At 67.3% G+C, this 16,828-nt stretch carries 17 protein-coding genes; 8 read left to right on the top strand and 9 right to left on the bottom strand.

What is annotated here, in order from left to right; all coding sequences use genetic code 11:
- The first annotated feature begins 67 nt into the window (after positions 1–67).
- Entirely contained in the window at positions 68–1,114 is a 1,047-nt protein-coding gene (locus NOCYR_RS25425; RefSeq protein WP_014353281.1) for an NADP-dependent oxidoreductase, read from the top strand.
- A gap of 79 nt (positions 1,115–1,193) precedes the next feature.
- Here NOCYR_RS25425 and NOCYR_RS25430 read toward each other — a convergent pair whose 3' ends face one another.
- On the bottom strand, positions 1,194–2,168 hold the full coding sequence (locus NOCYR_RS25430) for a dipeptidase (RefSeq protein WP_014353282.1): 975 nt from the start codon (positions 2,166–2,168) through the stop codon (positions 1,194–1,196).
- Between the two features lie 107 nt (positions 2,169–2,275).
- Here NOCYR_RS25430 and NOCYR_RS25435 point away from each other — a divergent pair, with 107 nt between their 5' ends.
- The gene (locus NOCYR_RS25435; RefSeq protein ID WP_014353283.1) at positions 2,276–4,333 is read left to right on the top strand and encodes a prolyl oligopeptidase family serine peptidase; all 2,058 of its coding nucleotides are present in this window, start codon (positions 2,276–2,278) and stop codon (positions 4,331–4,333) included.
- A 111-nt stretch (positions 4,334–4,444) separates the two neighbouring features.
- On the opposite strand, the gene NOCYR_RS25440 is transcribed toward NOCYR_RS25435, so the two are convergent.
- Positions 4,445–5,452, bottom strand: coding sequence for an SMP-30/gluconolactonase/LRE family protein (locus NOCYR_RS25440; RefSeq protein ID WP_148280758.1), 1,008 nt, complete (start codon positions 5,450–5,452; stop codon positions 4,445–4,447).
- Between the two features lie 110 nt (positions 5,453–5,562).
- Here NOCYR_RS25440 and NOCYR_RS25445 point away from each other — a divergent pair, with 110 nt between their 5' ends.
- Positions 5,563–6,030 (top strand): MarR family winged helix-turn-helix transcriptional regulator, encoded by a 468-nt coding sequence (locus tag NOCYR_RS25445; RefSeq protein WP_228797726.1) that lies wholly within the window; start codon positions 5,563–5,565, stop codon positions 6,028–6,030.
- Positions 6,031–6,033: 3 nt separating this feature from the next.
- Positions 6,034–6,813, top strand: coding sequence for an HAD-IIA family hydrolase (locus NOCYR_RS25450; RefSeq protein WP_014353286.1), 780 nt, complete (start codon positions 6,034–6,036; stop codon positions 6,811–6,813).
- Positions 6,814–6,886: 73 nt separating this feature from the next.
- On the opposite strand, the gene NOCYR_RS25455 is transcribed toward NOCYR_RS25450, so the two are convergent.
- Positions 6,887–7,573, bottom strand: coding sequence for a ZIP family metal transporter (locus tag NOCYR_RS25455; RefSeq protein ID WP_014353287.1), 687 nt, complete (start codon positions 7,571–7,573; stop codon positions 6,887–6,889).
- A 391-nt stretch (positions 7,574–7,964) separates the two neighbouring features.
- On the opposite strand from NOCYR_RS25455, the gene NOCYR_RS25460 reads away from it, so the two are divergent.
- Both NOCYR_RS25460 and NOCYR_RS25465 read left to right on the top strand, forming a co-directional pair.
- The gene (locus NOCYR_RS25460) at positions 7,965–8,597 is read left to right on the top strand and encodes a TetR/AcrR family transcriptional regulator (protein ID WP_228780726.1); all 633 of its coding nucleotides are present in this window, start codon (positions 7,965–7,967) and stop codon (positions 8,595–8,597) included.
- Positions 8,598–8,629: 32 nt separating this feature from the next.
- Positions 8,630–9,490: an alpha/beta fold hydrolase gene (locus NOCYR_RS25465; RefSeq protein ID WP_014353289.1), complete on the top strand. Its 861-nt coding sequence runs from the start codon at positions 8,630–8,632 to the stop codon at positions 9,488–9,490.
- Between the two features lie 12 nt (positions 9,491–9,502).
- On the opposite strand, the gene NOCYR_RS25470 is transcribed toward NOCYR_RS25465, so the two are convergent.
- Positions 9,503–9,808, bottom strand: coding sequence for a hypothetical protein (locus tag NOCYR_RS25470; protein WP_048833711.1), 306 nt, complete (start codon positions 9,806–9,808; stop codon positions 9,503–9,505).
- Between the two features lie 634 nt (positions 9,809–10,442).
- Here NOCYR_RS25470 and NOCYR_RS25475 point away from each other — a divergent pair.
- Positions 10,443–11,585 (top strand): helix-turn-helix transcriptional regulator, encoded by a 1,143-nt coding sequence (locus NOCYR_RS25475; RefSeq protein WP_052315514.1) that lies wholly within the window; start codon positions 10,443–10,445, stop codon positions 11,583–11,585.
- A 71-nt stretch (positions 11,586–11,656) separates the two neighbouring features.
- Positions 11,657–12,001, top strand: a complete 345-nt coding sequence (locus NOCYR_RS25480) for a DUF4288 domain-containing protein (protein ID WP_014353292.1) — start codon at positions 11,657–11,659, stop codon at positions 11,999–12,001.
- Between the two features lie 34 nt (positions 12,002–12,035).
- Here NOCYR_RS25480 and NOCYR_RS25485 read toward each other — a convergent pair whose 3' ends face one another.
- From NOCYR_RS25485 to NOCYR_RS25505, 5 genes are all read right to left on the bottom strand, one after another.
- Positions 12,036–12,503 carry a hypothetical protein gene (locus NOCYR_RS25485; RefSeq protein ID WP_014353293.1) on the bottom strand — a complete coding sequence of 156 codons (468 nt, stop codon included), beginning with the start codon at positions 12,501–12,503 and terminating at the stop codon, positions 12,036–12,038.
- A gap of 126 nt (positions 12,504–12,629) precedes the next feature.
- Positions 12,630–14,255, bottom strand: a complete 1,626-nt coding sequence (gene groL, locus NOCYR_RS25490) for a chaperonin GroEL (RefSeq protein WP_014353294.1) — start codon at positions 14,253–14,255, stop codon at positions 12,630–12,632.
- 211 nt (positions 14,256–14,466) lie between these two features.
- The gene (locus NOCYR_RS25495; protein WP_014353295.1) at positions 14,467–14,766 is read right to left on the bottom strand and encodes a DUF222 domain-containing protein; all 300 of its coding nucleotides are present in this window, start codon (positions 14,764–14,766) and stop codon (positions 14,467–14,469) included.
- 110 nt (positions 14,767–14,876) lie between these two features.
- A complete protein-coding gene (locus NOCYR_RS25500) occupies positions 14,877–15,596 on the bottom strand; it encodes a Clp protease N-terminal domain-containing protein (RefSeq protein ID WP_014353296.1) in 720 nt (239 codons plus the stop codon).
- Between the two features lie 53 nt (positions 15,597–15,649).
- A complete protein-coding gene (locus tag NOCYR_RS25505; protein WP_014353297.1) occupies positions 15,650–16,738 on the bottom strand; it encodes an NAD(P)/FAD-dependent oxidoreductase in 1,089 nt (362 codons plus the stop codon).
- Positions 16,739–16,828: the final 90 nt, after the last annotated feature.

Below are 16,828 nucleotides of genomic sequence, written 5' to 3' on the forward strand. Positions count from 1 at the left end.
CGTCCCGGAACCGCCATAGCTTCGTCGTATCCGGATGAACAGTCCGGGAAGCGAGAGAGGCAGAACCGTGCAGATCCACACCGAACAGCAGCCCGCCCAGACCCCGGCCGACGTGCCTGCGACGACCCGCGAGATCCGTTTGGCCGCACGTCCTTCGGGCGCACCGACCGCCGAGAACTTCGACCTGGTCACCACTCCGATCCCCGACCTCGCCGACGGCCAGATCCTGGTCCGCAACACCTGGATGTCGGTGGACCCGTACATGCGCGGGCGGATGGACGACAAGCCGTCCTACATCCCACCATTCCAGGTGGGTGCGGCGCTGGAGGGTTCGGCGCTGGGTGAGGTGATCGCGTCGCGGTCCGATATTCCGGTCGGCGCCACCGTCACCCACTTCGCCGGTTGGCGGGAACACTCGGTGCTCGACGCCGCCAGCGCCACCGTCGTCGACCCGGCACTGGCCGAACCAGACCAGTTCCTCGGCGCACTCGGCACCACCGGTCTCACCGCCTACGCCGCCCTCACCGACGTCGCCCCGGTCCGTCCCGGCGACACCGTGTTCATCTCCGCGGCGGCCGGCGCCGTTGGCAGCGTCGCCGGGCAGATCGCGCGGCTGCTCGGCGCGAGCCGGGTGATCGGGTCGGCGGGCGGCCCGGCCAAAACCGAGTTGCTGACAACCGAATTCGGCTTCGACGCCGCCATCGACTATCGCGTGGGCGACCTCGCCGGCCAGCTGGCCCAGGCCGCACCCGAGGGCATCGATGTCTACCTCGACAGCGTCGGCGGCGAACACCTGCGCGTCGCCGTCGAAGCCATGCGCCCGCACGGCCGCATCGCACTCGTCGGCGCGATCAGCGGCTACAACGGCGACTCCACCCAGCGGGGACCGGATCTGTTCCTGGCCGCCACCAAGGAGCTCACCCTGCGCGGCATGCTGGTGAACAGCTACTTCCCGATCTTCGGCGAATACATCACCAAGGCCGCCGCCTGGCTCGCCGACGGCACCCTGCGCACCAAGGAAACCGTGTACGAGGGCCTCGACCAGGCCCCGGCCGCCTTCCTCGGCGTCCTGTCCGGCGCGAACACCGGCAAGATGCTGGTCCGGCTGGCATGAGGACGGATATCGGTTGCTCGTCGCACTCAGGCGGCGAGCCCGGCCGGCAGTCGCATCTGGCCCGGCACATCGGCGTCGCTCAGTCCCGCCAGACCTGCTCGGCAACACGACGGAAGTTCCCGCCGAACACCGCGGCCCGGTCGGCCTCGCTGAAACCACGCTCGGCGAGCACGTCGTCCAGTCCGGGCACCTCGGACAGCCCGAGCAGGTCTTCGGGTGGGGTCCACTGCAAGGGGCCCCATTTGGTGTACGCGTCGGAGAAGGCGGCGGGGTTGGTGCGGATTTCGTGGTTGAAGTCTTCGGCGTCGAAGGAGTAGTCGGAGCCGAGGCCGATGTGGTCGATGCCGACGAGTTCGGCGCCGTATTCGATGTGGTCGGCCATGGCGCTCACCCGCTGGGCGCGCTCGTCGGGGTCGTTGCGGCCGAGGAAGATGCCGACGCCGTTGATGCCGATGACGCCGCCGGTGTCGGCGCAGGCCCGGGCCTGCGCGTCGGTGATGTTGCGCGGGTGCTCCCAGACCGCGTCGAAGTTGGCGTGGCTGTAGATCATCGGCACTTCGGTGAGTTCGGCGAGGTCGAGGCCGGTGCGGCGGGAGCAGTGCGCGCCGTCGACGAACACGCCCGCCTCGTTCAGCGCGCGCACCAGATCGCGGCCGTAGCCGGTGAGCCCGGTGTCCTCGGTGTCTAGGCAGCCGCAGCCTGCCGCGTTGGCGTGGTTGTAGGTGGGCAGCAGGGAGCGGACGCCGAGGTCGCGGAAACGGGCGACGTTGTCGAGATCGCCGTCGAGCGGGCCGGCATCCTCGAGGTCGAAGGCGAGGGCGATGGTGTCCGGGTCACCGATCTCGGAGACCTTGGTGACCAGCCGGAACCGCCCGTCGGCGAGTGCGTCGGCGCGGAATTTGTGCAGCAAGGCGAGGGTGTCGGCGCTCGATTGCGGCGAATAGCCGACGTTCACCGACAGATACGAGCCGAGCGGGTAGCGCGCCAGCTCGCTGATGTCGGCGGTCGGTAGCAGCGGCAGGCAGCTGTGCTGCTCCCACAGAAACGGCGGCACGGCAACCTCCTGGATGGTTCAGTATCCGAGCAGCTCATCCTATGTCTCGGCGGCGGCGTGCCCGGGTACCCACGTGGCGGTCGTCACCGCTCGGCAACAATGTGGGGATGAGCGGCGTTGACGAGAAGGTGACTGATCCGTATCTCTGGCTCGAAGAGGTGACCGGCGAGGCCGCCCTCGACTTCGCCCGCGCCCGCAACGAGGTCGTCGTCGAGCGCTTCGCCTCCGCCGACCGGTTCACCGAGTTGCAGCGCCGCATCCTGGACATGCTCGACACCGACACCAAGATCGCCTACCCGGGCCGCCGGGGGCAGTGGCTGTACAACTACTGGCGCGACGCCGAGCACCCGCGCGGACTGTGGCGACGCACCACCTTCGCCGAGTACGCCACCGACGACCCCGACTGGGATGTGCTGATCGACCTCGACGCGGTCGCCGCCGAGGAGGACGAGAACTGGGTGTGGGGCGGTGCGGGCGTGCTGCGTCCGTCGCAGAGCCGCGCGCTGATCTCGCTCTCGCGCGGCGGTGCGGACGCCAAGGTCGTGCGCGAATTCGATCTGGAGACCAGGAAGTTCATCGCCCCCGAGGACGGCGGTTTCTTCCTGCCCGAGGCGAAATCGCAGATCAGCTGGATCGATATCGACTCGGTGTATGTGGGCACCGATTTCGAACCCGGCTCGCTCACCGATTCCGGATATCCGCGCATCGCCAAGCGCTGGCGTCGCGGCACCCCGCTGACGGAGGCGGAGACGGTGTTCGAGGGCGAGGTCGGCGATGTCGCCGTATCCGCCGGTTACGACCGGACTCCCGGCTACGAACGCCACTATGTGGGCAGGGCCACCGACTTCTTCAACGAAGAGGTGTATCTGCTCGAATCCGACGGCACTTGGCGTCAGCTGGAGACGCCGCTGGATGCCAGCGAGTCGTGGTACAAGGACTGGCTGCTGGTGCGGTTGAAGTCGCCGTGGGAGATCGGGCCGAAGACCTATCCGGCCGGTGCGCTCCTGGTGACCGACTTCAACGAATTCCTCGCCGGTGGACGCGATTTCGAGGTGCTGTTCGAGCCCGACGCGCACACCGCACTGCACGGCTATGGCTGGACCGAGAACCATCTGCTGCTGGTCACATTGCAAGACGTGCAGACCAAACTGCACGTCCTCACACCCGGCCCCGACGGCTGGCGCCGCGAACCCCTCGCCGACACCCCGCCGATGTCGACCACCGGCGTGATGAACCTCGACCCCCTCGAGGGCGGTGACGAATTCATGCTCACCACCAGCGGGTTCACCACCCCGACCACGCTGCTCGCCGGTTCCGTCGGCGGCCCGGCCACCCGACTGAAGCAGGAACCCGGCTTCTTCGACACCGACGGCATCGAAACCGAGCAGTTCTTCGCCCGCTCCGACGACGGAACGATGGTGCCGTACTTCGTCATCCGCCACCGCGACCACAAGGGCTCCCCGCAGCCGACCGTGATGTCCGGTTACGGCGGTTTCGAGGTCTCCCGCACTCCCGCCTACAGCGGCGCCTCCGGCATGGGCTGGCTCGAACGCGGCGGCACCTGGGTGATGACCAATATCCGCGGCGGCGGCGAATACGGCCCGGAATGGCACACCTCGGTGCAGAAAGCCAACCGGCACAAGGTCTACGAGGACTTCTCTTCCATCGCTCGCGACCTGGTCGAGCGCGGCATCACGACCCACGAACAGCTCGGCGCCGTCGGCGGCTCCAACGGCGGTCTGCTCATGGGCGTCATGCTCACCCGCTATCCGGAACTGTTCGGCGCCATCGTCTGCCAGGTCCCGCTGCTGGACATGAAGCGCTACCACCGCCTCCTGGCCGGCGCCTCCTGGATGGCCGAATACGGCGACCCGGACAACCCGGAAGAATGGGAATACATCAGCAAATACTCCCCCTACCAGAACGTTCGGGCCGACAAGCAGTACCCGCCGATCCTGCTCACCACCTCAACCCGCGACGACCGCGTCCATCCCGGGCACGCCCGCAAGATGGCCGCCCTCCTGGAACAACTCGGGCACAAGGTCTGGTACCACGAGAACATCGAAGGCGGACACGGCGGAGCGGCTGATAACAAGCAGTCGGCGTTCCAAGCGGCGCTGATCTACGAATTCTTCACGCAGATGCTGGTGGAGAAAGAGGGGTAAGCCGCAGCATCGGGGCTTCGCTCACCTCGCGGATAACGCTGACCGACGGTCTCGCCGGCTGGAGATGATCGAGACAGTCGTGTCGTTCCGCGAGGGCCCGACCTCGAGACCTCAGATGTCGCTCACCGACAGGACGCGGAACGGGGTGACAGGAGTTCCCGGGCCGAGCGGGCCGCCCTTGTCGAATTGCGAGGACACGACCAGAGTTCGATCGTCGATATGCACCAAAGTCGTTGGTACGGCCAGTGACTCGTCGGTCAGCTCGGCTTCCCGGGTCGCGCTGGTTCCGTCGGGAGTGATGGTCCAGCGGGACAGGGTATTGCGGACGTTCTGGCCTACCCGCAGCGTCGTGCCGTCCAGCTCGAGTCCATCACCCATCGACACATCACCGCCGTTCAACACGACCTTGCTGATGGGGCCAGGAGTTTCCGCGGCGAGGTCCACTCGATAGAGATCGCCGCCGGTCGAATCGACGACGAGCAGATACTTGCCGTCGGCGTCGGCGGTGATGCCGTTGAGGGTGTAGGCCTCGGGGCCGTGCGGTTCGAGGGCGGGCTTCAGATCGAAGGCGGGGGCGAGTTCGGCGCGGCCGCCCTGGGCGATCGTGCGCGTCAGATCGCCGGCCGTGATCCGGTACACCACTGCGGTTTTGCTGTCGGTGACGTAGGCGGTGCCGTCGGCGGTGATCACGATGTCATTGATGAAGTGCTCCCCCGCGCCGACGTCGAAGCGGGCCAGCAGCTCGCGCGAGTCGATGTTGTACACAGCGACTCCGGCGGACGAGTCGAGCACCCACAGCCGCCCGTCGCGATCCACCCGCAATCCGTTCGCGGTCCTGCGCCCGTCGGTGCCGCTGGGCAGGAATACTTCGGCCGTATCCGCGCCCGGTGTCGACCGGTAGATCGTGCCGTCGGCGAAGGAGCCGACGTAGATGTCGCCGTGGCGTTTGTCGGCCGCGATCCCCTCCGGGTACACCCGATCCCCGGGCAGCTCGAAGGCCGTCTCGATCCGCGGCGTCTGCTCCGCCGAGTCCGCGTTAGCGCCACAACCGGCGGCGGCAAGCATAGCCGTCGCCGCGACCAATGCCGTCGACCAGCGACGACGCGCAATCTGATGCATGATTCGAGCCCCTCATGTGTAGTCACATACTAGATCGAGCACGAATGTAGATTAGAGTTCTAATCATCGTCAAGACTCTATCCAACCGAAGAGTGGATACGATGCCTGGTATGACGCCCATGCCCGCCGCCGAACGCATCGGCTCCTACATCAAGCGCGCCGAACAGGCCCTGAACGCGGCCAAGAACGCGGCGCTGAAACCGGCGGGCGTCACCGTGGCCCAGTACGCGGCGCTGCTGGGCCTGGTCGAGAACCCGGGCATCTCCGCCGCCGCCCTCGCCCGGCTGTGCGGGGTGACGCCGCCGACGATGAACACCGTGCTCACCAACCTCGTCGACCGCGGCCTCATCGAACGCACCCCGCACGCTTGGCACAAGAACGTGCTCGAAACCCGGCTCACCGAGGCCGGCGAGCAGGCCATGCGCGATGCGGACGCCCGCGCGATCGCCGTGGAGCGCGCCGTCGCGGCGGGCTTCACCGAGGATGAGCGGCAGACGCTGATCGATCTGCTGACCCGCTGCGCCGACCTCTTCGATGCCACCCGGGCCGAGGCGCCCGCAGCACCCGAGCGGAGTTAGCCGATGAGTGATCCAGCAGGCATCCTCTACGACATCGACGGAGTGCTGGTCACGTCATGGCGTGCCTTGCCCGGTGCGTCCGACGCCGTCCGGAGCCTCGCCGAGCGGGGACTGCGCCGCGCGTTCTTGACCAACACCACCTCCCGCACCCAGGCCGAGATCGCCGACCGGCTGTGCGCGGCGGGCATCGAGGTCGGCGCCGACGAGATCGTCACTGCGGCCCGCTTGACCGTCGAGTACCTGCGCCGCAACCATCCTGGCGCCCGCACGTGGGTGCTCAACCACGGCGATATCGAGGTGGATCTCGCCGAGCTCCGCTTCGACGCCACCGACCCCGAGGTCGTCGTGCTCGGTGGCGCGGGCCCCGAATTCACCCACCGCGCGCTCAGTCGCGTCGTGGAACTGATGCTCGACGGCGTGCCGGTGGTCGCCATGCAGGGCGGCATGACCTGGGCCACCGACGACGGCCTGCGCATCGACACCGGCACCTATCTGCCCGGCTTGGAAGCGGCCGGGAACGCCGGCATCACCGTCGTCGGCAAACCATCCGCCACCGGCTTCCGCACCTGCGCCGCGACCATGGATCTGACACCGGAGCAGGTGCTGATGATCGGCGACGACCTGCAATCCGACGTACTGGCCGCCCAAGACGTCGGCATGACCGGGGTGCTGGTGCGCACCGGCAAGTTCCGCGCCGCCGTATTGGAAGCGTCGGCGCGGCAGCCGGATCACGTCATCCATTCGGTAGCAGACCTACCCGGGCTCCTCGCGCAATCCGGCTAGCGCCTCGCTCGCTCGTGGCGCGATGTTCGTCGGAATTCGTGCGAAGGTGTCCGTTCGCAGAGGATGCGAGAGGTCAGCCGAGAACGAACGCGACGAGAAACCCTGCCGCGGTGGCGATCCCGACCCACCATCCACCCTCCCGGTACGCCTCGGGCATGAGCGAATCCGCGAGCACGGCGATCGTCGCCCCACCGGCGAACGCCTGCACGGTGCTGATCTGGGTGCCGGAAAGATTGTCCGAGAGCAGGTTTCCCAGCACCGTCACCACCACCAGCACCACGCCGGTGATCGTCCACAAGGCCAGCGCACGCCCCGGTGCGAAACCGTGCCGGTCGCGCATCAGCGCCGCACCGCCGATCGCCTCGGGCACATTGCCCACCGCCACCGCGACCAGCAGCACCACTCCCCCGCCGCCGGCCAGCGTGACGCCGAGCGCGGTGTTCTCGGGGACACCGTCGAGCACCGTGCCGAGCATCAACGCCCACCCGATCGCGGTGGGACCGAGCCGTTGCTCGATGAACCGATTCGCGACGACATACACCGTGGCTCCGGCGAACAGGGCAGTGCCCGCGACCCAGGCCCCGGCTTCCACGAACGCCGGTTCGAACAATTCGTTGGTCACCGCGGCGATCATGGTGCCTGCGCCGAAGGCCATCAGCGAGGCGAGCAATGGTTTCGGCAATGTCCAGCGCAAGCCGATGACGGCGCCGAGCACCAGCGGCACTGCCGTGCCCAATCCGTAGAGCAGCGCGGTCCCCATTCGGCCACGGTAGGTCAATGGATAGTGCCGCCCCGGTTTCCGCGCCGGAGCCATCTAAATAATTCTAGAAATTCCCTTCAAAATCGCCCGAGCCGCCGTAGCTCTCGGTATCGTCCGATTCGGCAAACAGCCAGTGACACTGGCCAGGTAATCCCAGATCGGAGTTCGTGTTTGACAGCTGTTCCATCCGACGTGCTCGGACAGTCGCTCGCATGCCGTCGGCGATGGGGAAGGCCGGTGAGTGTCGAACATCTCGCCTGCCCCGGCGCCACGAGCGAATAACGAGCCGACGCAGACTTGCCAACTCGGCTGACGCGCGGTCGGCCGCCAGTTGCGGCGAAGGGCCCGATCCATGACGAGGGGATCGGGCCCTTCGGTATTGTCTGCCCCAATGTCACAGGATGCGAATACGGGACGAATGTATGCCGGGCAACCCGTAGAGGACCGGCAGCGCCAGCGGCGTGCGCGTTTTCTGGAATCCGGGCTCACCGTTTTCGCGCGCGATGGATACGCCAACAGTTCGGTCGGCGCCATTTGCAAGGATGCGGGGCTGTCGTCTCGGCAGTTCTACGAGGAGTTCACCGGCCGCGAATCCTTGCTGATCGAGCTGTACGAGCAGATCCATCGGGAATCGCGCGCCGCGGTCGAGGCAGCACTGGCCGAACGGTCCGAGGCCAGCGCGGTGGAGAGCATCGACGCCGCCGTGCGCGCCTACGTGCAATCCATCGGCACCGACCCACGCAAGGCCAGAGTGGCACTGGTCGAGGTGGTCGGCGCCGGACCCAAGGTGGAAAAGCTGCGGCTGGAACTGCGTCGCATGTGGGGTTCGCTGCTCGCGGGCGCGGCCGAGGACGCCGCGATGCACGGCGAGATCCCGCCCGGCGACTACGAGATGCGGATGCTGGCCATCATCGGCGCGGTCAACTACGTGGTCGACGAATGGAGCGGCTCGGACCCGCGCCGTCCCCTCGACGACGTGATCCGCGTGCTCAGCCGGGTCATCATGGGTGCCGTCGGAGCGTGATCGGCACCGGGGGCTGCGCGTAGCCTTGGCGCGTGGAGACCGTACCGATCCAGATGCCCGACGGCAGCACCGTCCCTGTGCGATTGCTGTCGGCCTCGGGCGTCCACCGTCATCCGGTGACGCCGGACGTGCCGCGCCCTGTCGTGGTGATCGTGCCCGGGCTCGGCGTCCCCGGCGAGTACTACAGCTACTTCGCCCGGCTGCTGTCCGAGCGCGGTTTCGACGTCGCCATCGCCGAATTACGCGGTAACGGCGACAGCACCCCCAAACCGGACTCCTCGAGCACCTACGGCTACCACGAGTTGGTCTCGGTCGACTTCCCCGCCATGTTCGAAGTGGTGCGCGACCGTTTCCCCGACAGCACGCCCTACCTGCTCGGCCACAGCATGGGCGGCCAGCTCGGCGTCATGTACGCCGCCCGCATCCGCGGCCGCCTCGGCGGACTCATCCTGATCGCCTCCGGCACCCCCTACTACCGCGGCTACCGCGGACTCACCGGCCCCGGCATGCTCGTCGGCACCGCCGCCGTCTCCCTCACCGCCAACCTGGCCGGCTTCTGGCCCGGCGACCGCTTCGGCCCCAACGGCTTCGGCCGCCAATCCAAGGTCCTGATCTCCGACTGGGCCCGCCTCGCCCGCACCGGCCGCTTCGTCCCCGTCGGCGCCGACATCGACTACGAAGAACGCATAGCCCGCCTGAAACTCCCCGTCCTGTCCATCACCATGACCGGCGACGACCTCACCCCCACCTCCTCCGCCCGCCACCTGCTGGAAAAATTACCCAACGCCGACGTCACCACCTGGCACGAGACCCGACCACTCGGGCACAACGGGTGGATCCCCGATCCGAACAGCACGATCGACCGGATCGAGAAGTGGTTGCGGGACAGGTGATTCCCAGCCGCGTCACCCACGGCCCCCGATAGTCGACCACCGGGCGAACGACAATCGCGGCCAGACTGTTTCCACGTCGCCGAGTTCCATGAGGGAATGCAGGGTCAGCGGGTCCAGATGGTTGGGAGCCGGGGTGATCAGCGCGTCGACCTCAGCTGCGCGCATCTGATCGACCAGCGGGAGTACCGAACCGATCGCCGGCCAGACCAGATGGTATCCGAGCCGCCGGGCCAGTCGGCGGACCTGCACAACCTCCGCGGAGTACTCGATGCTGACGTCGGGGTCTATCCACGCCAAGGCGGTTATTCGGTGGCGCACGGCGGCTCCATTCGCTCCTCTGACAATCGCGATCCCGGCTCAGCCGAGCTTTCGCTCTCCTCTGGGGAAACGGACTGTGCAACCACACGCGGGGGCAAGGCAATGGCTCCGACTATTGCCAGTAGTGGTAGCCCGACCGCGACCGCGAATCCGATGGTGATCCAATCGAGTGTCATCGCGGGCGCCCTGTGCCCGCAGCGAATCGACCCCGTGGAGTCGCTGACCAGCGCGTGCCATCGTGCGCGTTGACGATCAACGCGCGCCGCTCGAGCCGCGCTATAGCCCACCGGGTGCGGCACCTGGTCAGCCTGGCTTGTCTCGCGATCTGATCGGCGGTCAGCATCGCACCTGGCACGAGCACATCCAGTACCGCGAGTTCGGCCCGCCTCGGTCCGAAACACATTGGTCCTCCAATTGTTGGCATTGGCACGATGAGCGAATCCCTGCGCTGCCGCTTCGGACACAGCGTTCTTTCAGGTTTCACGCCGCGAAACAGGTGGGGCGAGTGGTACTGGAGGTGGCATCACTACGTCGGCGACCGTGCAGCGGGCAGGCAGGAGCGCCAGTGGCACAGCAGGTGGCATTCAGCCCGGAGGTGATGCGCAGAAGGCGGTAGTGGTGGCAGGCTGGAGAGATGTCAGCGGACACGGCGCGGCTGATCAAACAGCTACGTGCTGCCAAGGGGTGGAGTCAGGGCAGACTCGCGGGTGAGTTGTCGAGGTCGTCCGGTTACAACATGACTCGCGAATATATTTCGCGGCACTGGGAGTCGGGCAGGACGGAGCCGTCGGCGTTCTGGCTGCGCCATCTAGCCGCGGTGCTCGATTGCCCGCTAGAGCTATTGGAGACCGACGTGAACCGTCGCGAATTCATGTCCCATCTCGCTGCAACGTCGATCGCACCAGTTGTCGCGTCAGATTTACTGGCGCAGGGCTTTTCCACGCGCTTGCACTCGAGTGGCCCCAGCGTGGACGAGTGGGAGGGCATGTTGGCGCGGTACGGTTCGGACTATATGAGCCAGGGTGCGGCGCAGATTCAACAGCGATTGGCGGCCGACCTCGTTGTCTTGCAGCAACAGTTGGATTCGCCACGAATGTGGGCTGTGGCGGCGCGCCTGATGACGCTGTTCGCCAAGACCTATCCGGGAAGCGATGGGCGCAAGGCGATCTCGTGGTATCGCATGGCGGCCGAGGCCGCCGACCGATCCGGCGATAGCGATACCCGGGTCTGGGTACGTGGTCGCGCGGCGATCGCGCTCGGATATGAAGGAGCGGCGCTCCCTGTCGCGCACACGTTCGCAGATCAGGCGCTGGCCATCTCCGATGACCACAGTCTGGGAAGATTGAACGCCCTCTGGGGCAAAGCGCACGCTTCGGCGATACAAGGCGACAGGGCGACCGCACGCAGCCTGATCGACACCGGCCGGCGAGAGTTCGACGTTTCGTATTCGGAAGAGCAAACTTCGGACTATGCCGTGCCGTGGTGGCGGGTGAACGTCTTCCTGTCTCTGCTGGCGGCCCGCCTCGGCGACGAGAAGATCGCCCTCGCTGCGCAGGACGACGCGAGCGCAGCGCTGCCACCGGAACTTCCACGTTTTTCGACCCACCTGGATATGCATCGCGGTTTGATGCTGGTCCGCGCAGGCGACCGAATTCAGGGCGTACGCGTCGCCCGCGCCGCCCTGGACGCCCTGCCACCAGAGAAACACTCGCTCACTCTGCGCATGCTCATGGATGAGATCAGTGGGCCGGACCGCATGGACACCACGATGACGTGAAATGCTCGCGGTGGGTTCGAAGCTCACCGTTCCGTTGTTCGAACCGCCCTACCCGAGAACGGATTCGAAACATGCCCGATTCGCCGACGGCCGAGCGCAGACCCTACGTCGCCTTGATCGTCTACGAGATGGGCAGAGTCGGCGGCCGTGGCGTCTACTATCGCGAAGACTTCGTCCTCGTCTGGGCCGACGATCTCGTCCAGGCCCGAGAACTCGCCGACCAGCACGTGCGCAACGAGGTGTACGAGTCCGAAGACGGAAGCTACGTCAGGCTCTACGCGGTGATCGACGTCAACGAGGTCACCGAGCCGTTGGATTCAGCCCCCACCACGGACCTTTATTCACGGCACTTCGCGAGCATCGACGACTACAGATCGTTCGAGATGTTCCTCGGAGGGAAGGATCCCCTGGCATAACGGCCTCCTCACCTCATCGCCACGCCCGAGTTTGTCATGCATCGCTGCTACCCGGGCGTGGAAGGTCCTCCGCATCCTCGGTGGTAAACGGGCCACGCAGTCGCTGCGCCAGTTCAGGATCGGAGTAGACCTCGGCCGTCGACTGCCATTCGCGCAGCGCGCGGGAGAACGGGAGCAGCAGGCCGGTCTCGGCCCCTGCGAGTAGGTGATCCAATAGCTCTCGAACGCATTGGGGGCGAGCGGGTTCCGGTAGCCACACCAGCCAGGGCAGTTCTTCGGCGAATACTTCCTCGGCCAGTGAGCGGTTCGCCTTGGCGACGATGGCCAGGGATCGTGCGGCCAGGCCCAGACCCTTGACCAAGGCCTCGAAGCGCTCGGAGCGCATGAGCACCAGGTTCTCCGCGTCGCGGCGTTCCAGGATCACGTCGGCGTCGTCCAGCGCGGGGAACACGCTGGTCTGCTTGTTGATCAAGGTGGAGAACGGGAAGGTGCGGGTAGCCATGCACCCATGCTACGGCACTACTTCGAAACTAGTTCAGTAGTTATCCGGATGCCGACAAGGCCGAAGGCCGGCCCACCTGACGGTGGGCCGGCCTTCGGGTCGAAAAGGGTTGCCGGGTGGCAGGACTCAGAAGTCCATGCCGCCCATGCCGCCGGTGGGGTCGGCGGGAGCGGCCGAGGCCTTCTCCGGCTTGTCGGCGACGACGGCCTCGGTGGTCAGGAACAGGGCCGCGATGGAGGCCGCGTTCTGCAGGGCCGAACGGGTGACCTTGACCGGGTCGGCGACGCCGGCGGCCAGCAGGTCTTCGTACTCGTTGGTCTGGGCGTTGAGGCCCTGACCGGCGGGCAGGTTGGCGACCTTCTCGGCCACCACGCCGGGCTCGAGGCCGGCGTTGAAGGCGATCTGCTTCAGCGGAGCCGACAGCGCGACCTTCACGATGTTGGCACCGGTGGCCTCGTCACCGTCGAGCTTCAGCTCGTCCAGCGCCGGAGCCGACTGCAGCAGGGCCACGCCACCACCTGCGACGATGCCCTCTTCGACGGCAGCCTTCGCGTTGCGGACGGCGTCCTCGATGCGGTGCTTGCGCTCCTTGAGCTCGACCTCGGTCGCGGCACCGGCCTTGATGACCGCAACACCGCCGGCCAGCTTGGCCAGGCGCTCCTGCAGCTTCTCGCGGTCGTAGTCGGAGTCCGAGTTCTCGATCTCGGTGCGGATCTGCGCAACGCGGCCCTTGATGGCCTCCGCGTCGCCCGCGCCCTCGACGATGGTGGTCTCGTCCTTGGTGACGACGACCTTGCGGGCCTGGCCGAGCAGCTCGATGCCTGCGGTCTCCAGGGAGAGGCCGACCTCTTCGCTGATGACCTCGCCACCGGTGAGGATGGCGATGTCGGCGAGCTGGGCCTTGCGGCGGTCACCGAAGCCCGGGGCCTTGACGGCGACGGACTTGAAGGTGCCACGGATCTTGTTCACGACCAGGGTCGACAGGGCCTCACCCTCGACGTCCTCGGCGATGATCAGCAGCGGCTTGCCGGCCTGGATGACCTTCTCCAGCAGCGGCAGCAGGTCCTTGACGGTGGAGATCTTCGAGCCGACCAGCAGGATGTACGGATCCTCGAGGACCGCTTCCTGACGCTCCGGGTCGGTGACGAAGTAACCCGAGATGTAGCCCTTGTCGAAGCGCATACCCTCGGTCAGCTCCAGCTGGAGGCCGAAGGTGTTGCTCTCCTCGACGGTGATGACGCCTTCCTTGCCGACCTTGTCCATGGCCTCGGCGATCAGCTCACCGATGGACGCGTCGCCCGCGGAGATACCGGCGGTGGCGGCGATCTGCTCCTTGGTCTCGACTTCCTTGGCGGTGTCGAGCAGCTTGGCGGTGACGGCCTCGACGGCCTTCTCGATGCCGCGCTTCAGTCCCAGCGGGTTCGCGCCGGCCGCGACGTTGCGCAGGCCCTCGCGCACCAGCGCCTGGGCGAGCACGGTGGCGGTGGTGGTGCCGTCGCCCGCGACGTCGTCGGTCTTCTTGGCGACTTCCTTGACCAGCTCGGCGCCGATCTTCTCGTACGGGTCCTCCAGCTCGATCTCCTTGGCGATGGACACACCATCGTTGGTGATCGTGGGGGCGCCCCACTTCTTCTCCAGCACGACGTTGCGACCCTTCGGGCCCAGCGTCACCTTGACCGCGTCGGCGAGGCTGTTCAGACCCCGCTCGAGGCCGCGACGGGCCTCTTCGTCGTACGCAATTGTCTTGGCCATTGCGGTGAGATCCTCCAAGTAATGAGGCTGACACACAGGATGACCGCATTGTCGGGCCACCCTATTTACGCTGGCCAGGCTCGGTGCCCGCGACGGACGACCAGGGGTGTCTTGGATACCCGATCTCACCGTCCCGACCTGGCACTCACGGGTAGAGAGTGCCAAGCCCTTTTTAGCACTCGCCGGTGACGAGTGCAAGGTCGGCCCCGCGCTATCCCTGCAACCGGTCGGTGACGCGCAGCGCCAGCGCGAGGAACGCATCGGCGCGCCGCTCCTCCGGCGAGCGCGGCTCACCCTCCTCGACGGTGACCAGTTCGGCGTCGTTGATCAACAGCTCGGCTTCCACCCGCATGATGGCCCGGATGAACGGCGGCGCCACCTCGGGCGGCAGGTCGCCGTTGACGATGTAGCTGCCGTCGTCGAGGGATTCGGTGGACACATACGACAGCGCGCGCAACAGATCGTCGCGCCGTTCCCCCGCGATCAGGTCGGAGTTCTCGTCATCCGCCATTGCTATAGGTTACCGGCAGTACTGGCGGCGGGGCGGCCGCACAGGCACCTGCCGCCCCGCCGCGACCTTCCGGCAACCATCCGGTGATGCCCGCGGCCGCCGTGCCGGGTTCAGGATTTGTCGCCGATGATGCCCGCGAGCAGCTCGACCAGATGCTCCTCGGCGACGGCCTTGTCGATGCCGAGGCCCGACAGCACGCCGCTGCCGTTCTCCTGCTCGAGCAGGGCGAGCAGGATGTGCTCGGTGCCGATGTAGTTGTGACCGAGCCGCAGCGCCTCCCGGAAGGTCAGTTCCAGCACCTTCTTGGCCTCCGGGTCGAACGGCACCAGCGCGGGCACCTCGTCGCCGCCGGGCGGCAGTGCCGCGGTGGCGGCCGCGCTGACCGACTCGATGGTGGCGCCCTGGGTGAGCAATTCCTTGGCGGCCAGCCCGTCGGGTTCGGACAGCAGCGCGAGCACCAGGTGCACCGGCGCGATCTGCGCGTTGCCCGCGCCACGTGCCGCCTCCTGGGCCGCCATGACCACGTTCTTGGCGCGCGGGGTGTAGCGGGCGAAGCCCTGGTTGGGGTCCATGGCGGCGGCGTCGCCGGGTGTCTTGGGCACGAACCGCTTCTGCGCGGCCTGCTTGCTGACGCCCATGCTGGCGCCGATATCGGTCCAGGAGGCGCCGGAGCGGCGGGCCTGGTCGACGAAGTGGCCGATCAGGTGATCGGCCAGTTCGCCGAGGTGCCCGGCGGCGACCATGGCGTCGGCCAGTTGGTCGAGGACGTTGTCGGGGCGGGCCTTTTTGATGCCTTCGATGAGGTCGTCGAGCTTGAGCGAGGAAGTCATGCGTCAACCATAGGTTGACGAACCATCGTCGTCAACCGTTGGTTGACGTTTGACTATTTCGCTCCCGCACCGGCGGCGGCGAACCGCACGATCGCCTCCTTGACCCGGGCCGCCGTACGCCCGGTCAGCACCATCCGGCCGGGTGCGTCGTCGGCGTGCACGAACTGGATGACGCCATCGCGGCGGCCGAGGCTCAGGCACTGGAGGTGGTATCGGAAGTTCAGCTCGCCCGGTTCGCGGCCGCGCAGACGTGCGGTGACGGCGTCGGCGGCATAGGAGCCGGTGGGCAGCGCGGTCGCGCAGGCCATCCGCAGTTCGCGGCCGCCGGGCCCGGCGACGACGGCGCTGTCGCCGGCCGCGTAGATGTTCGGATGCGAGACCGAACGCAGCGTGGCGTCGGTGCGGACGCGGCCGTGCGCGTCCACCGCGAGACCGGCGCGAGCGGCCAGCTGCGGAACGCCGAACCCCGTGGTCCACACGGTCGCCCGGGATTCCAGCGACGTGCCGTCGGCCAGCCGCACGGCGTCCGCACTCACCTCGATGACCTTCTCGCCGGCATGCACCCGCACGCCCAGCCCGTCGAGAACCCGCTGGATATGGGCCTGCGCCCGCGGGGACAGCCAGGCGCCCGGCTCCTCCGTGCCGACCAGTTCCACCCGGGTACCGGGGCGGGATTCGGCGAGTTCGGCCGCCACCTCGATGCCGGTGGCGCCGGCGCCGACCACCACGATCGGCCCATCGGCGGGGATGCGGGCGGCCGATTCAGGCGTGGCCACCGAGTAGGCGTGTCCGGCAACACCCGGCACTCCGCAGTCGTCGTCGGCGCTGCCCAGCGTGTAGATCAGGGTGTCGTAGCCGAGCGGTTCACGATTGTCGAACCGCAGCAGCGAACGCTCGGCGTCGAGTTCGGTCACCCGGCCGTGCACGAATCCGACGCCCTGGGGTTCCAGCAGTGCACGCAGGTCCCAGGCGCGGGTCTGCTGCCCGGCGAAGCGCTGATGCAGCCGCACCCGTTCGACGAATTCCGTACGCGCGTCGACCACAGTGACGTCGGCGCCACGCGCTTTCCGCGCCAACCGGCGCGCGGCGGCCAGGCCCGCGTATCCGGCGCCGAGGACGACGATCCGATGCTGTCCGGTCATGGTGGGCTCCTCCAGGAGTGGGGACGGTGATACCACTCAGACCGGATGGCCCGCCGATCCCTGACAGGGCGGCACTGTGACCCTGACCAC

Source organism: Nocardia cyriacigeorgica GUH-2, from assembly GCF_000284035.1.
Lineage (GTDB): Bacteria > Actinomycetota > Actinomycetes > Mycobacteriales > Mycobacteriaceae > Nocardia > Nocardia cyriacigeorgica_B.

Excerpts from the sequence above, each read along its gene's own strand:
- NOCYR_RS25435 (WP_014353283.1), top strand. The coding sequence starts at position 2,276 with ATGAGCGGCGTTGACGAGAAGGTGACTGATCCGTATCTCTGGCTCGAA.
- NOCYR_RS25440 (WP_148280758.1), bottom strand. The coding sequence starts at position 5,452 with ATGCATCAGATTGCGCGTCGTCGCTGGTCGACGGCATTGGTCGCGGCG.
- NOCYR_RS25445 (WP_228797726.1), top strand. The coding sequence starts at position 5,563 with ATGACGCCCATGCCCGCCGCCGAACGCATCGGCTCCTACATCAAGCGC.
- NOCYR_RS25450 (WP_014353286.1), top strand. The coding sequence starts at position 6,034 with ATGAGTGATCCAGCAGGCATCCTCTACGACATCGACGGAGTGCTGGTC.
- NOCYR_RS25455 (WP_014353287.1), bottom strand. The coding sequence starts at position 7,573 with ATGGGGACCGCGCTGCTCTACGGATTGGGCACGGCAGTGCCGCTGGTG.
- NOCYR_RS25460 (WP_228780726.1), top strand. The coding sequence starts at position 7,965 with ATGTCACAGGATGCGAATACGGGACGAATGTATGCCGGGCAACCCGTA.
- NOCYR_RS25475 (WP_052315514.1), top strand. The coding sequence starts at position 10,443 with ATGTCAGCGGACACGGCGCGGCTGATCAAACAGCTACGTGCTGCCAAG.
- NOCYR_RS25480 (WP_014353292.1), top strand. The coding sequence starts at position 11,657 with ATGCCCGATTCGCCGACGGCCGAGCGCAGACCCTACGTCGCCTTGATC.
- NOCYR_RS25485 (WP_014353293.1), bottom strand. The coding sequence starts at position 12,503 with ATGGCTACCCGCACCTTCCCGTTCTCCACCTTGATCAACAAGCAGACC.
- groL (WP_014353294.1), bottom strand. The coding sequence starts at position 14,255 with ATGGCCAAGACAATTGCGTACGACGAAGAGGCCCGTCGCGGCCTCGAG.
- NOCYR_RS25495 (WP_014353295.1), bottom strand. The coding sequence starts at position 14,766 with ATGGCGGATGACGAGAACTCCGACCTGATCGCGGGGGAACGGCGCGAC.
- NOCYR_RS25500 (WP_014353296.1), bottom strand. The coding sequence starts at position 15,596 with ATGACTTCCTCGCTCAAGCTCGACGACCTCATCGAAGGCATCAAAAAG.
- NOCYR_RS25505 (WP_014353297.1), bottom strand. The coding sequence starts at position 16,738 with ATGACCGGACAGCATCGGATCGTCGTCCTCGGCGCCGGATACGCGGGC.